Below are 15,076 nucleotides of genomic sequence, written 5' to 3'. Positions count from 1 at the left end.
TCGTCTCCCTTACTCGGCCGCCACCAGGCCGAGCCGCTTTTCTTCCATTTCCCTGAGGGCGCGGCGGTACTCGACCGGCATCACCTTCACGAATTTCGGGCGGAACTCGTCCCACCTCTCCAGGATCTCCTGCGCCCAGGCCGAGCCGGTATGGGCGATGTGGTTGGAGATGATCTGGCGCAGCCGCTCGTCGTCGTGCCGGGTCATGTCGGCCGACAGGTCGACGCGGCCCTTGTGCTCGATGTCGCCGCCATGGTGGTGGAGCTTCTCCAGGAGGTCGTCCTCCTCCGGGACCGGCTCGATATCGACCATGGCGAGGTTGCAGCGGTTGCGGAACGAGCCGTCCTCGTCCAGCACATAGGCGACGCCGCCCGACATGCCAGCGGCGAAGTTGCGCCCGGTCCAGCCGAGCACGACGACGACACCGCCGGTCATGTATTCGCAGCCATGGTCGCCGACGCCCTCGACGACGGCGATGGCGCCCGAGTTGCGGACCGCGAAACGCTCGCCGGCGATGCCGCGGATGTAGCATTCGCCCTCGGTCGCGCCGTAGAGCACGGTGTTGCCGGCGATGATCGAGTAGTCCGGATCGGCGGCGCTCTTCGGGTTCGGCCGGATGACCAGCTTGCCGCCGGCAAGGCCCTTGCCGACATAGTCGTTGGCATCGCCCTCCAGCGTCAGGCTGACGCCGCGCGCCAGGAAGGCGCCGAAGGCCTGGCCGGCGGTGCCGGTCAGCCGCACGTCGATGGTGCCGCCCTTCAGGCCCTTATGGCCGTAGCGCCGCGCCACCTCGCCCGACAGCATCGCACCGGCGGAGCGGTCGACATTGCCGATGGTCTCGGTGATCACGACCGGCTCCTTGCGCTCCAGCGCCGGCGCGGCGGCGGCGATCAGGCGGCGGTCGAGCACGTCGTCGATCGGATGCTTCTGGCGCTGGGTCCAGCGCTTCTCCTCGGCCGGGGCGTCCGGCATGTGGAAGATGCGCGAGAAGTCGAGGCCGCGGGCCTTCCAGTGGTCGATCGCCGTCTCCTGGTCGAGCAGGTCGGTGCGGCCGATCAGCTCCTCGAAGCGGGCGATGCCCATCGCGGCCATGATCTCGCGCACTTCCTCGGCGACGAAGAAGAAGTAGTTGACCACATGCTCCGGCGCGCCCTTGAAGCGCTTGCGCAGCACCGGATCCTGGGTGGCGATGCCGACCGGGCAGGTGTTGAGGTGGCACTTGCGCATCATGATGCAGCCGGCGGCGATCAGCGGCGCGGTCGAGAAGCCGAACTCGTCGGCACCGAGCAGCGCGCCGACGATGACGTCGCGCCCGGTCTTCAACCCGCCGTCGACCTGCAGGGCGATGCGCGAGCGCAGCCCGTTCAGCACCAGGGTCTGCTGGGTCTCGGCAAGGCCGATCTCCCAGGGGCTGCCGGCGTGCTTGATCGAGGTCAGCGGCGAGGCGCCGGTGCCGCCGTCATAGCCGGACACGGTGATGTGGTCGGCGCGCGCCTTGGCAACGCCGGCGGCGACCGTGCCGACGCCGACTTCCGACACCAGCTTGACCGAGATGTCGGCGACCGGGTTGACGTTCTTCAGGTCGTAGATGAGCTGCGCCAGATCCTCGATCGAATAGATGTCGTGATGCGGCGGCGGCGAGATCAGGCCGACGCCTTGCGTCGAATGGCGGACCTTGGCGATCACCGCGTCGACCTTGTGGCCGGGCAACTGGCCGCCCTCGCCGGGCTTGGCGCCCTGGGCCACCTTGATCTGGATGACGTCGGAGTTGACCAGATAGTCGGTGGTCACGCCGAAGCGGCCCGAGGCGACCTGCTTGATCGCCGAGCGCATCGGGTTCTGCGAGCCGTCCGGCAGCGGCCGGTAGCGCTCCGGCTCCTCGCCGCCCTCGCCGGTGTTCGACTTGCCGCCGATCCGGTTCATGGCGACGGCGAGCGTCGAGTGGGCCTCGCGCGAGATCGAGCCGAAGGACATGGCGCCGGTCGAGAAGCGCTTGACGATCTCGGCGGCCGTCTCGACCTCGTCGAGGGCGATCGGCGCGCGGCCGACATCCTCGGCGGTCTTGACACGGAACAGCCCGCGGATGGTGAAGCGGCCGTTGTGCTCGTTGGTCTCGCGGGCGAACTCGCGATACTGGTCGGGCAGGTTGGAGCGCACCGCGTGCTGCAGGAAGGCGACGCCTTCCGGCGTCCACAGGTGGTTCTCGCCGCGCACCCGATAGGCATATTCGCCGCCGACATCGAGCGAGCGGCGCAGCACCGGCACGTCGGCGAAGGCGACGGCGTGGCGGCGGGTGGTTTCCTCGGCGACCTCGGCAAGGCCGATGCCCTCGATCATCGTCGCGGTGCCGAAGAAATACTCGTTGACGAAATCGGTCGACAGGCCGACCGCGTCGAAGATCTGGGCGCCGCAATAGGACTGGTAGGTCGAGATGCCCATCTTGGACATGACCTTGAGGATGCCCTTGTCGATCGACTTGATGTAGCGGTAGACGACCTCGTCGGCGTCGACCTCTTCGGGAAAGTCGAGCTCGGCATGGAGCTGCAGCAGCGTCTCGAAGGCGAGATAGGGGTTGATCGCCTCCGCGCCGTAGCCGGCCAGCACGCAGAAGTGATGCACCTCGCGCGCCTCGCCGGTCTCCACCACCAGGCCGACCGAAGTGCGCAGGCCCTTGCGGATCAGGTGATGGTGCACGGCGGCCGTTGCCAGCAGCGCCGGGATGGCGATGCGGCCGCGGCTGACCAGCCGGTCGGACAGGATGACGATGTTGTAGCCGTTGGTGACCGCCTTCTCGGCATGGGCGCACAGGTTGTCGAGCGCCTCGCGCATGCCCGCCGCGCCCTTGGCCGCGCCATAGGTGATGTCCAGCGTCTTGGCCGAGAACTGGTTGTCGGCGGTGTCGCCGATGGTGCGGATCTTCTCCAGATCGTCATTGGTGAGGATCGGCTGGCGCACCTCCAGACGCTTGGAGGTGGCGAGGCCCTTGAGGTCGAACAGGTTCGGCCGCGGCCCGATGAAGGAGACGAGGCTCATCACCAGCTCCTCGCGGATCGGGTCGATCGGCGGGTTGGTGACCTGGGCGAAGTTCTGCTTGAAATAGGTGTAGAGCAGCTTCGGCTTGTCCGACAGGGCGGAGATCGGCGTGTCGGTGCCCATCGAGCCGATGGCTTCCTGGCCGACGGTCGCCATCGGCTGCATCAAGAGCTTGATGTCCTCCTGGGTGTAGCCGAAGGCCTGCTGGCGGTCGAGCAGGGTCTCGGCGGCGACCGGCGCGCGGCCGCGCACCGCCGGCATCTCCTCCAGCACGATCTGGGTGCGGTGCAGCCAGTCCTTGTAGGGATTGGCGGTGGAGAGCTGGCGCTTGATCTCCTCGTCGGAAATGATCCGGCCTTCCCGGAGATCGATCAAGAGCATCTTGCCCGGCTGCAGCCGCCACTTGCGGATGATCTTCTCCTCCGGCACCGGCAGCACGCCGACCTCGGAGGACATGATGACGAAGTCGTCGTCGGTGACCACGTAGCGCGCCGGGCGCAGGCCGTTGCGGTCGAGCGTCGCGCCGATCTGGCGGCCGTCGGTGAAGGCGACGGCGGCCGGCCCGTCCCACGGCTCCATCAGGGCGGCATGGTACTCGTAGAAGGCCCGCAGGTTCTCGTCCATGAGCGGGTTGCCGGCCCAGGCCTCGGGGATCAGCATCATCGCCGCATGGGCGAGCGAATAGCCGCCGCGCACCAGGAACTCGAGCGCGTTGTCGAAGCAGGCGGTGTCGGACTGGCCCTCGTAGGAGATCGGCCACAGTTTGGTGATGTCGTCGCCAAACAGCGGCGAGGAGACGCTGGCCTGGCGCGCGGCCATCCAGTTGACGTTGCCGCGCAACGTGTTGATCTCGCCGTTATGGGCGACCATCCGATAGGGATGGGCGAGCTCCCAGGACGGGAAGGTGTTGGTCGAGAAGCGCTGGTGGACGAGCGCCAGCGCCGAGGTGAAGCGCGGGTCCTTCAGGTCGGCGTAATAGGCGCCGAGCTGATAGGCGAGGAACATGCCCTTGTAGACCAGCGTCCGGCTCGACAGCGAGACGATGTAGAAGCCGCGGCCGACCGCGTCGGTCTCGGCGCGGATGGTGTTGGAGATCACCTTGCGCAGCACGAAGAGGCGGCGCTCGAAATCGTCCTCGGTCTCGCAGTCGCGGCAGGCGATGAAGACCTGGCGCGAGCGGGGCTCGGTCGCGGCGATGTCCGGCGCCTTGGACAGCGAGGAATTGTCGACCGGCACGTCGCGCCAGCCAAGGCAGGCCTGGCCTTCGGCGTTGATGACGCGCTCGACGATCTCCTCGCAGCGGCGGCGCAGCGCCGCGTCCTGCGGCAGGAACAGGAAGCCGACGCCGTAGCGGCCCTTTTCGGGAAGGTCGATGCCGAGGCCCTTCGCCTCAGCCACGAAGAAGTCGTGCGGGATCTGCACCAGCATGCCGGCGCCGTCGCCCATCAACGGGTCGGCGCCGACCGCGCCGCGATGGGTGAGGTTTTCCAGCACCTGCAACCCATCGGCAATGATGCGGTGGGAGGCGACGCCCTTGAGATGGGCGACGAAGCCGACGCCGCAGGCGTCATGCTCGCGGGCGGGATTGTAGAGGCCGACGCGCGCGGCCTCCGCGCGTCGCTCGTTCAGCGTTTTGCGGGCAGTCGTCGCTTTGGCCGGTGCGGTTTCGGTCACGAAGTCCAGCGCCTCGATCATCGCTTCGGTCTTGCTCATGTCTGCCCTCTTTCATCCTGCGCCGGGACCGTCCTTCTCCGTTCGGGTCGCGCTCGCTCGTGATCGAGGAGCCCGGCTCGTCCGTCGAACGGGCGTTCGCCCTGACGCTGACCAGTGAAGCGGACCTGCCCTTCGGTCCGCCTTTTCCGGCGGTTCGTGTCCCTCGCGGGACGTGCCGTCGGCATCTTCCTGCCGGTGCCGCGCAACAGCGCTGCACCGGTGACGCGGCCCCTGACCTGCATCGCCCCGGCACCGCGGCCGGGCGGGATCGCAGGGCATGCCGCGCCCTGTTGTAGCATATGCCGGCCCTTGCGTTCAGCCACCGGATGCGCCTGGCGCTCCAAGGCCGAGTGCTGCGGGCGCGGGATGCGCTCCAGCGGAAGCCGGCCAGCCCCGGCCGCTTCCGCTCCGTCCAAAAGGGACAGTAATCCTGTCCTATCTGGCGGAGGCGCACAATGCCAGATTTCAAGGGGGGGAGCAAGCGGCTTGCAAGCCCGCGCAAAACTATTTCTTGCGCCGGGCATGGGGCGTTTTGTCATTATCGCAACGCCGGCGCGGCGCGAAGGAAAGAATCTGTCGGCGGACGAGGCAGATGGGTCCCGCGCATGCCCTCAGGGAAGCCTACGGACGGGCTTGCAAGGCTGCGTGCCCCGGTCTTAGATCGCGCCATGATCTTCGCCAGCGACAATTGGGCGGGGGCCTCGCAGCCGGTCATGGATGCGATGCTTCGCCACAACACGGGCGCCGCGCCAGCCTATGGCACGGACCCGCTCACCCTCAAGGTCCGCGACCGGTTTCGCGAGATCTTCGAGAAAGACGACCTGACGGTCTGGTTCACCGCCACCGGCACGGCGGCCAATGCGCTGACCCTGGCGGCCTGCGCCAGGCCGGGCGGGCTGGTGCTGACCAGCGACATCGCCCATGTGCTGTGCGACGAGTGGGGGGCGACGGAGTTCTTCTCGCACGGCATGAAGATGGTGCCGGTGGAAACGCGGAACGGGCGGATCTCGGCGGACAGCCTCTCGCGCGAACTGGCCAAGCACCCGGACGGCAGCCGCTTCGGCACGCCGGTGGCGGTGAGCCTGACCCAGGCGAGCGAATGCGGCACGGTCTATGGCCCCGGCGAGCTGGCGGCGCTGACGCGGGCTGCGAAGGAACGCGGTCTCGTCTGCCACATGGACGGGGCGCGCTTCGCCAATGCCCTGGTGCATCTCCAGTGCAGCCCGGCGGAGATGACCTGGAAGGCGGGGATCGATGTCCTGTCCTTCGGCGGCACCAAGAACGGCTGCTGGTGCGCCGAGGCGATCGTGGTGTTCAACCAGGATGCCTTGCGCGATCTTGCCGCGCACCGCTCGCGCGCCGGGCATCTGTTCTCCAAGTCGCGTTTCGTCGCGGCCCAGCTCGACGGCTATCTGGAGAACGGCCACTGGCTGGACAGCGCCCGCCACGCCAATGCGATGGCGAGCCGACTTGCCGAGGGACTTGCGGCGTCCGGCCATGCGCTCGCCCATCCGGTGGAGGCGAACGAGGTGTTCCCGGTGCTCGACCTTGGTACCATCGCGCGGCTGCGCGAAGCGGGCGCGGCGTTCTACGAATGGCCGGAGATCGAAGCGGGCGAGGGCACGTCCGGCGTGCGGCTGGTGACGTCGTTCGCGACCAAGCCGGAAGAGGTCGCGCGCTTCCTGGAGATCGCCGCGGGGTAGGCGGCTGCCCGTAGAAGAATTTTCTCCGCGCGCGGCTGTCCTGCCGGAAATTTGGAAACGGTTTTCGTATTCTGAGTTGGCGCAAAGCCGAACGGGGCTAGCTTCGCGCCGGTTCAAGCGAAACGACCGGAGCGATTGCCGATGAAGATCCATCCCACCGAGGACATGCATGTCCTGTCGATGGCCCGCAGGCTGACCATTCCCGAGGTGGCATCGGCCGCCGCCGAGCTGTCGACCGTGATCGAGGCGGAGCGCCAGCGCGCCGGTCTTGCGGCGGCGGGGCCCTGGACTTTCCTCGCGCAGAACCTGCCGCGCGACGGCAAGACCGCGTTCGACTGGCGCATCTGCCTGCCGGTGGCGGGTGCCGCCGCCTATGACGGCCCGCTGGAGGTTCTGCATCTGGAGCCGATCATGGTGGCCTCCGCCGTGCATCTGGGGCCGGTCCGGACCCTGTTCACGCAAGGATACGCGCCCTTGCTGCGCGCCATCGGCGAGACGCGGCACCATCTGTCGGGCCAGAGCCGGGAGGTCTATCACGACTGGCGCGGCGGCAAGGCCGGCTACAACCGCATCGAGATCCAGTTCGAACTGTCGCGCTGACGGGGTGCCCCGAACGCAAGGCGCCCGGCCTTGGGAAAGGCCGGCCAGAACGCAAGGCGCCCGGCCTTTCGCAAGGCCGGGCGCGAGGGGCAGGCGTCTCTCTCGCCGAGGGGGGATCGCGAGGGTCCGCCTGCCGGGTGTCGGTGCCTGATCCTTCAGGGGTGGATCTTTAGTGGGTGCTGCCCTCGATCTGCTTCTCGATCTGTTTCTGGCCGGCCTTGCCGATCTCGATCTTGCGGGGCTTCATCGCCTCGGGGATCTCGCGGGCCAGGTCGATATGCAGCAGGCCGTTCTCCAGGCTGGCGCCCTTGACCTCGACATGGTCGGCGAGCTGGAAGCGGCGCTCGAAGGCGCGCGCGGCGATGCCGCGATAGAGCACCTCGCCGGCCTCGGTCTCCTGGGCGCGCTCGCCCTTGATGGTGAGCGTGTGCTCCTTGGCCTCGATCGTCAGGTCACCTTCGCCGAAGCCGGCCACCGCCATGGTGATGCGGTAGGCGTTCTCGCCGGTGCGCTCGATATTGTAGGGCGGATAGCTCGGCGTCTCCTGGCCGCTGGTGCTGTCGAGCATGGAGAGCAGGCGGTCGAAGCCGACGGTGGACCGATAGAGCGGGCTGAAATCGAAGTGACGCATCGGTGTGTCCTCTCGTTGAGCAACAGATGATGGTTCCGGTTCCGCTGTGTCCCGCCGTCATGGCCGGGAGGGGAACCGCGCGCGGGCCCGTTCGTGGCGCCCGCGCCTTACGAGATGGGGAGGGCGAAAACGGCTTTCAAGAGGGACGGGCGGGCCGGATTTTCGACCTGAACGGCAGGTGAACGGCGCCTTCCGGGAGGGTTCACGCGGGGCGGTGCATCTTCATGATCGTCAACAGGCGCTGACGCGCCCCAACAGGAGACAGATCCATGAGGAAGTCGCTTCTCGCCGCCGCCGCCGTCCTTGGCCTCGCCCTTGCGGCGCCCAGTGCCCAGGCTTTCGAGATCCGCACCGGCGGCCCGTCGGCCGGCCTCAGCATCGAACTGCAGGTCGCCGGCTACCGCGGCCACGACCGGCGCGGCTACCGGTATGAGCGGCTCGCCCCGCGCCAGATCGTCCACCGGCTGCACCGCCAGGGCTACCGGGACATCAGCAACCTGCGCTCGCAGGGCCATGTCTATGTCGCCCATGCCCGCGGCCATCGCGGCATGTCGCAGCGCCTGGTGGTCGATGCCTATTCGGGCGAGGTCGTCGGCCGCTCGCCGATCGGCCGCGGCCACGGCTGGGGCGGCTACGGCCGGATGTGACCTTTCGGCGGGCCGCGATGCCCGCCCGCCGACCGCAAACGGGGCCGCCGGAGTTGAGCCGGCGGCCGCGCTCCTGTATGGGTCAAGATACCGGGATCGTTGGACTTGTCCCGACGCGGCGGGGCCCCTCCCGTCGCCAACAAGGCCGACAGGCTGGAGCACGGCGCGGGTGGCAATGCAGCTCTACGATCATCCGGACAATCCGGTTCCGGCCGGAGCGGTCTGCCAGCAGGTGACGACGCCCGACGGCATCCGCCTGCGCACGGCGCGCTGGATGCCCGACCGCAGCCCGCTGAAGGGCACGGTGACCTTGCTGCAGGGCCGGGCCGAATTCATCGAGAAATATTTCGAGACCGTCGCGGACCTGCGGGCGCGCGGCTTTGCCGTCGTCACCTTCGACTGGCGCGGCCAGGGCGGGTCTGAGCGCCTGCTGTCCAACCCGGCGCGCGGCCATGTGGACGATTTCGCCGATTTCGTCACCGATCTCGACACGGTGATGGACAAGGTGTCGCTCGCCTCGATGCCCGGTCCGCACCATGTGCTGGCGCATTCGACCGGCGGCGCGGTGCTGCTGCTGGCGGCCGGGCGGCTGCGCACCCGCATCGAGCGGGCGGTGCTGTCGGCGCCGCTGCTCGGCCTCGGCAAGGTCGGCCTGCCGCAGGGCCTGATCTGCCCGTTGTCGGCAGCGCTGTCGGCGGTCGGCTTCGGCACCGCCTTCGTGCCCGGTGGCAAGGCGCGGCTCGACATCCCCTTCGAGGGCAATCCGCTGACCTGTGACGAATTCCGCTTCCGCCGCAACGCGGCGGTGCTCTCCGCCCATCCGGAGCTGGAGGTCGGCGGGCCGACCATCGACTGGCTGGCGGCGGCCTGCCGGGCGATGAAACGCTTCTTCGAGCCGGATTTCGGCCCCTCGCTGCAACTGCCGGTGCTGCTGGTCGCCTCGACCGGCGACCAGGTCGTCTCGCCGCGGGCCAGCGAGCGCTTCGCCCGCCAGACCCGCTCCTGCCGCTATGTCGAGATCGCCGGGGCCCGCCACGAATTGCTGATGGAAGACGACTTCCACCGCGACCAGTTCCTTGCCGCCTTCGACGCCTTCGTCAGCGACGGCGAGCCGGCCGGCGCCTGGAGCCTTTGAGCCCAGGCGAGCCGCTGCCTCACACGGCGGCGGAGGCGAGGATCTCCAGCACCTTGTCGTGCAGGACCGGATCGCCGGAAGCGACGATCTGGCCGCCGGCGGCCGGCGAGCCGCCGCTCCAGTTGGTCACCACCCCGCCGGCGCCCTCGACGATCGGCGCGAGGGCGACGATGTCATAGGGCTGCAGGCCGGTCTCGATGACGAGGTCGACCTGGCCGCTGGCGATCATGCAATAGCCGTAGCAGTCGGTGCCGTAGCGGGCGGTGCGCACGGTGCCCTCGATCCGCCGGTAGACCGCCTGCTCGGCGCCCTGGAACAGGCCCGGATGGGTGGTGCACATGATCGCCTGCGAAAGGTCCGCGCAGGGGCGGGTGGCAAGCGGCCGGCGGCCGTCGCGGTTGACCAGCCAGGCGGCCTCGCCATCGCCGAGGAACCGCTCCGCCACATAAGGCTGGTCCATGACGCCGAAGACCGGCCGGCCGGCGCGCGTCACGCCGATCAGGGTGCCCCAGGTGGGCAGGCCGCAGATGAAGGCGCGGGTGCCGTCGATCGGATCGAGCACCCAGACATGCTCGGCATCGAGACGGACGCTGCCATGCTCCTCGCCAAGGATGCCGTGATCGGGAAAGCGCGCCTCGATCAGGGCGCGCAAGGCCTCCTCGCCGGCCCGGTCGGCAACCGTCACCGGATCGAAGCCCTCGGCGATCTTGTTTTCCACCGACAGGATTTCCCGGAAATGCGGCAGGATCGCCGCCGCCGACGCGCGGCACAGGTCATCGGCGAAAGCGGCAAGGTCTTCGGACAGAAGGTTTTCGGGGAGAGGGCCAGGCTGGGGACCTGAATGGGGCATCGGTCGGTTCCTTGCGGGGGCGACTAGCGGGTCGAGGTGCACGGATGGGGCGCGGCGCCACGACGGCGCCGCCCCGCCCGCAATAGCCTGTGAACGGGCGGCGGGCAATGTCCGGAAAGCGACGCTGCCGCCGGATGGCCGCGCCGAGTCGCTGCCTTAAAATGAGGCAGGTCGCCGTATGGCAGCATTTTATGCAGAACCGGACCGGCAAGAACACGCCGCGGCAGGGGGTGCGACGAATTATTCAAGGGGATTTATCAATAGCTATCTATTTGAAATATATTAATAAATTTCATGAGCTTCGGATTTTTTCGGAGAAAATTCGACCGGGTGGCTTGACTTTTGTGCGTCGCGATGGAAACTTGTTGCAGTGCGATATGGCTTGCCATGTCGCGCCGCCCTCCTTGGGCGTTTCCTCCCTAGACTCGGGCCGCCTCGCAAGAGAGCGGCCCTTTTTTCTGCGCGGCTTTCCGGCTGCCGCAGGCGCGGTCGTCCCTGGGTCGACGTGAACGGGTCGGGGAAGGCGAGGGGAAAGGGGCGGGGGGAGGCTATTCGGCCGCCAGCGCGTCCGGCGCGAGATCGGCATCGCTGCCTGCCACCAGCTCCTCGCAGAAGCGGCGCAGGTCGCGGGCAAGCTCGGCGAAGCCGGAGCTGCGGTCGGTGCGCGCCTCGTCCATGTAGAGGCTGCGATTGATCTCCACCTGCAGGGCGTGCAGGCCCTTGGCCGGGCGGCCGTAATGCTCGGTGATGAAGCCGCCGGCATAGGGCTTGTTGCGCGCCACCGTGTAGCCCATGCCGCGCAGGATGTCGCTCGCCTGGTCGATGACCGAGCGGGCGCAACTGGTGCCGTAGCGGTCGCCCAGGATGAAGTCGGGCCGCGGGCCATTGTCGCTGGTGCGGATGGTCGAGGGCATGGAGTGGCAGTCGATCAGCACCGCATGGCCGAAGGCGACATGGGTGCGCGCCAGCAGGCGGCGCAGGGTCTGGTGATAGGGCTTGTAGATGGTCTCGATGCGGTCGAGCGCCTCGCGCACGGGGAGGCGCTCGCGATAGATCTCCTGCGCCTCGCCGACGACGCGGGCGATGGTGCCGAGCCCGCCGGCGACGCGGATCGAGCGGCTGTTGGCATAGGGCGGCAGCCGGTCCTCATACATCTTCGGATCGAGCTCATAGGGCTCGCGGTTGACGTCGAGATAGGCGCGCGGGAAGCGGGCGCACAGGAGCGGCGCCCCCAGATCGACGACGCCGGCGAAGAGCTCGTCGACGAAGGCATCCTCCGAGCGGCGGATCGCCATCGCGTCGAGCCGCGAGGACTGCAGGAATGGAAGGGGGTAATGCCGCCCGGAATGGGGGGAGTTGAAGACGAAGGGGGCGGACTGCTCGGCAGGCTGCAGAACGTCGAAAGGCGGCGTCTCCTGAAACCCGCTGATGACCTGCATGGGCATGCTCTCCGCCGGACGATCTTCGTCAAACTTCCCTATTTGCCCCCGAATCGGCGTTAATGTCCACACGGGCGGTGGGTAACCGATGCGCCCGACCGGCGGGACGCCGCTTTCACTGGATGTTTACCGTCGTTCGGCCTTATAACGATCCGAAAGATGTGCCAAAACGGGATCTTCGGGCGAACCTCCCGCGTCTGCCCGTCCGAGGATGCGCAAGACCGGATGCGCAAGACCGGATGCGCGCAAGTTGGGCGCGCGCAAGATCGGCAGATTCGCCAGGCGAAGCGGAACGGAAGCGACGAATGACACGGATCCTACTTGCGGAAGACGACAATGACATGCGCCGCTTCCTCGCCAAGGCGCTGCAGAAGGCGGGATACGACGTCGTCTCTTTCGACAATGGCAAGAGCGCCTATGAGCGCCTGCGCGAGGAGCCCTTCTCGCTGCTCCTGACCGACATCGTGATGCCGGAGATGGACGGGATCGAACTGGCCCGCCGGGCGACCCAGCTCGACCCGGACCTGAAGGTGATGTTCATCACCGGCTTCGCCGCCGTGGCCTTGAACCCGGACTCGCAGGCGCCCAAGGATGCCAAGGTCCTGTCCAAGCCGTTCCACCTGAAGGACCTGGTGCTGGAAGTGGAGCGCATGCTGGCCGCCTGAGCGGCTTGCTGCCGGCTCTCAACAGGTTTTCCACCGCGCATGGAGCGGGCGCGCGGGCGGACAATTAAGTTTGCGAGAAGGGCTTGCACCGAAAATCGAAGCCCGCTATATCGCATCCCACCGCGCCGTCCCGTCGGCGTCGGGTTTCCGGCTTCCTGCCGGACCACGGCAATTTGCCGGATTTCGACACCTTGTCGCCATCGGCGGCTTGCTGGGTCGACATCGGCGGCTTGCCGGAACCGAAGAGTTTCGGGCGTGTAGCTCAGCGGGAGAGCACTACGTTGACATCGTAGGGGTCACAGGTTCAATCCCTGTCACGCCCACCATCTTCGCCGGACCGCCGAGATTGCGAGGCGGTCGGCACAGCCCGGCAACCGTCCGCCATGGCAGCGCTGCATCACGCCGCCTGCCGTCGCGGATCGGGCATCGCCCCCGGCGCGCGGTTCTTGTCGAACCAGCGCGACGACGGCGGATCCGCCGGGTCAGGACGCCAGAGAGCCGATGCCGCAAGGCGAGGCGCAACATGAGGATGCCGCCGCCAACGTGGCACCGTTGACGGAGACGAGACGATGAAGATCAAGAATTCGCTCAAGGCGCTGATGGGCCGTCATCGCGACAACCGCATGGTTCGCCGCAAGGGCCGCGTCTACATCATCAACAAGAAGGCGCCGCGCTTCAAGGCCCGCCAGGGCTGAGTCGCGACGGCCGGCCGCTGATCGCCCCGCGTCCCTGCGGACGCCTCGGGCGACGGCGTAATGGCCTGACCGCTTTCACTTTTTGCTGATGCCATTGACGATCGCATCCAGGGCGACATACTCCCTGAATGCGATCGTTTCTGCTTGCCTGCTTCCTTGTGTGCTTCGGGGCCTCCGCGCTTGCGCAGGAGCTGTCTCCGGACGTGCTGCCGCCCGAGGTGCTGCCGCCCTCGCTCGACGATCTCGACGCGCCGACGACGGAGATCGAGCCGCCTTCCGGACCCGCTCCGGCGGTGACGGAGACCGAGACGCCGAGAAGCGAGCTCGACGGGCTGTTCACCGAACTTGCCAAGGTTACCAGCGACGAGCAGGCGCGCCCGCTGGTCGGCCGCATCCAGCGGATCTGGTCGCGCTCGGGCAGCGCCACGGTCGACCTGTTGATGATGCGCGCGGGCGCCGCCATGCAGGCCAAGGACTATGCGCTGGCGCTCGACCTGCTCGACGTGACGGTGCGGCTTGCCCCCGATTTCCCCGAAGCCTGGAACCGCCGCGCCACGGTGAATTACCTGCGCGAGGATTTCGGCCGCGCGATGGTCGATATCGAGCGGGTGCTGGCGCTGGAGCCGCGCCACTGGGGCGCGATGTCCGGCCTTGGCATCATCCTGCGGCGGATCGGGCGGAGGGACGAGGCGCTGGAGACCTTCCGCCAGGTGCTGAGGATCCATCCGGTCAGCGAAAACGCGCGTAAAGCGGTCGAGGACATGGAGAAGGCGGCGGCCGGTTCGCCGATCTGACGCGGCCGCGCGGACCCGCCCTTTCCCCTGTCGCCCGTTCTTCGCAAAGCCGGACCCGCCCGCCCATGCCTACCCTTGCCCTTGTCCTGCTGTCGGCACTGGCGCTGCTGCTCTCCGGCCTTGCCCTCTTGGCGGAGATGCGCGGGCGCGAGGCGGAGGCGCGCTATCCGCCGATCGGCGCCTTTGCCGAGATCGACGGCGTGCGGCTGCACTATGTCGACCTGCGCCCCGACGGCTGGCGGGCGGGCGACCCGGTGCTGGTCTTCGTGCATGGGGCGAGCGCCAACTTGCGCGATCCGCATATGGCGCTGGCCGGGCCGCTGAGCGAATGGCCGGCGGAGAAGGGGAGGCCCGCGCGGCTCGTCTTCGTCGACCGGCCCGGCCACGGGCATTCGCAGCGCGGCGGCGGTGACATGCACCGCCCCTTTGCCCAGGCGGCGCTGATCGCCGGCCTTGCCGACAGTCTCGGCATCGGGCGGGCGGTGGCGGTCGGCCATTCCTGGGGCGGGGCGGTGGCGGCGCAGCTTGGACTTGCCCGCCCGGACCTCTTCGCCGGGCTGGTGTTCCTGGCGCCGGCGACCCATCCCTGGCCGGGCGGCGTCAACTGGTATTACGACGCCGCCGCGCTGCCGGTCGCCGGCACGGTGTTTTCCGCAACGCTCGCCCCGTTCGGCGCGGCGCTGGTCGCGCCGACCGCCATGGGCGGCGTCTTCCGCCCGGGCGAGGTGCCGCAGACCTATGCCGAGCGGCTGGGCCTGCCGCTGCTGTTCCGCCCGCGGAGCTTCCGGGCGAATGCGCGGGACGTCGCCTTCCTGAAGAGCGAGGTGGAGGCGGCCTCGCCGCGCTACCGCGAGATCGCCCAGCCGGCGGCGGTGATCACCGGCGAGACGGACGGCGTCGTCTATCCGCATATCCATTCGCACGGGCTGGTGCGGGACCTGCCCAATGCCTGGCTGGTGACGCTGGAGGGCGCCGGCCACATGCCGCATCACACGCGCACCGACGCGGTGCTGGCGGAGATCGCCAAGGTGGTGGCACTGGCCTTCCCGCAGGCGGGATGGGACGGGGAGGGCAGCCGAAACGAAAACGGGACGGCCAGGGCCGTCCCGTCGAAAGCTGCTGCTGCGAGCGAGTGAGCCCCTGAACGTGGCTCAGAGCCCGCCGCTGCTGC

At 68.3% G+C, this 15,076-nt stretch carries 12 protein-coding genes and 1 tRNA gene; 9 read left to right on the top strand and 4 right to left on the bottom strand.

Annotated features, from left to right (window positions below; translation table 11 throughout):
- Positions 1 to 9 precede the first annotated feature (9 nt).
- On the bottom strand, positions 10 to 4,728 hold the full coding sequence (gene gltB / locus P2PM1_RS01105; RefSeq protein ID WP_186397916.1) for a glutamate synthase large subunit: 4,719 nt from the start codon (positions 4,726 to 4,728) through the stop codon (positions 10 to 12).
- A 686-nt stretch (positions 4,729 to 5,414) separates the two neighbouring features.
- On the opposite strand from gltB, the gene P2PM1_RS01100 reads away from it, so the two are divergent.
- Both P2PM1_RS01100 and P2PM1_RS01095 read left to right on the top strand, forming a co-directional pair.
- On the top strand, positions 5,415 to 6,449 hold the full coding sequence (locus tag P2PM1_RS01100; protein WP_186397880.1) for a low specificity L-threonine aldolase: 1,035 nt from the start codon (positions 5,415 to 5,417) through the stop codon (positions 6,447 to 6,449).
- Positions 6,450 to 6,590: 141 nt separating this feature from the next.
- A complete protein-coding gene (locus P2PM1_RS01095; protein ID WP_186397879.1) occupies positions 6,591 to 7,049 on the top strand; it encodes a hypothetical protein in 459 nt (152 codons plus the stop codon).
- A 169-nt stretch (positions 7,050 to 7,218) separates the two neighbouring features.
- On the opposite strand, the gene P2PM1_RS01090 is transcribed toward P2PM1_RS01095, so the two are convergent.
- The gene (locus P2PM1_RS01090; protein ID WP_186397878.1) at positions 7,219 to 7,680 is read right to left on the bottom strand and encodes an Hsp20 family protein; all 462 of its coding nucleotides are present in this window, start codon (positions 7,678 to 7,680) and stop codon (positions 7,219 to 7,221) included.
- Positions 7,681 to 7,949: 269 nt separating this feature from the next.
- Here P2PM1_RS01090 and P2PM1_RS01085 point away from each other — a divergent pair, with 269 nt between their 5' ends.
- Positions 7,950 to 8,327, top strand: a complete 378-nt coding sequence (locus P2PM1_RS01085) for a hypothetical protein (protein WP_186390334.1) — start codon at positions 7,950 to 7,952, stop codon at positions 8,325 to 8,327.
- A gap of 175 nt (positions 8,328 to 8,502) precedes the next feature.
- Complete coding sequence (locus tag P2PM1_RS01080) at positions 8,503 to 9,462, top strand: alpha/beta fold hydrolase (RefSeq protein WP_186397915.1); 960 nt, start codon at positions 8,503 to 8,505, stop codon at positions 9,460 to 9,462.
- Positions 9,463 to 9,481: 19 nt separating this feature from the next.
- On the opposite strand, the gene hisN is transcribed toward P2PM1_RS01080, so the two are convergent.
- Together hisN and P2PM1_RS01070 are read right to left on the bottom strand one after the other, a co-directional pair.
- Positions 9,482 to 10,312: a histidinol-phosphatase gene (gene hisN / locus P2PM1_RS01075; protein ID WP_186397877.1), complete on the bottom strand. Its 831-nt coding sequence runs from the start codon at positions 10,310 to 10,312 to the stop codon at positions 9,482 to 9,484.
- Positions 10,313 to 10,860: 548 nt separating this feature from the next.
- Complete coding sequence (locus tag P2PM1_RS01070; protein ID WP_186397876.1) at positions 10,861 to 11,751, bottom strand: N-formylglutamate amidohydrolase; 891 nt, start codon at positions 11,749 to 11,751, stop codon at positions 10,861 to 10,863.
- A 305-nt stretch (positions 11,752 to 12,056) separates the two neighbouring features.
- Here P2PM1_RS01070 and cpdR point away from each other — a divergent pair, with 305 nt between their 5' ends.
- From cpdR to P2PM1_RS01045, 5 genes are all read left to right on the top strand, one after another.
- Entirely contained in the window at positions 12,057 to 12,416 is a 360-nt protein-coding gene (gene cpdR / locus P2PM1_RS01065) for a cell cycle two-component system response regulator CpdR (protein WP_067218617.1), read from the top strand.
- Between the two features lie 251 nt (positions 12,417 to 12,667).
- Positions 12,668 to 12,742, top strand: a tRNA-Val gene (locus P2PM1_RS01060).
- Between the two features lie 243 nt (positions 12,743 to 12,985).
- Positions 12,986 to 13,111 (top strand): type B 50S ribosomal protein L36, encoded by a 126-nt coding sequence (gene ykgO / locus P2PM1_RS01055; RefSeq protein ID WP_029059454.1) that lies wholly within the window; start codon positions 12,986 to 12,988, stop codon positions 13,109 to 13,111.
- Between the two features lie 128 nt (positions 13,112 to 13,239).
- Positions 13,240 to 13,905 (top strand): tetratricopeptide repeat protein, encoded by a 666-nt coding sequence (locus P2PM1_RS01050; RefSeq protein ID WP_186397875.1) that lies wholly within the window; start codon positions 13,240 to 13,242, stop codon positions 13,903 to 13,905.
- 65 nt (positions 13,906 to 13,970) lie between these two features.
- Positions 13,971 to 15,041: an alpha/beta fold hydrolase gene (locus tag P2PM1_RS01045; RefSeq protein WP_186397874.1), complete on the top strand. Its 1,071-nt coding sequence runs from the start codon at positions 13,971 to 13,973 to the stop codon at positions 15,039 to 15,041.
- Positions 15,042 to 15,076 lie beyond the last annotated feature (35 nt).

This window comes from Stappia sp. P2PMeth1 (assembly GCF_900185735.1).
GTDB lineage: Bacteria > Pseudomonadota > Alphaproteobacteria > Rhizobiales > Stappiaceae > Stappia.
This window is presented reverse-complemented; position numbering and strand designations above follow the sequence as displayed.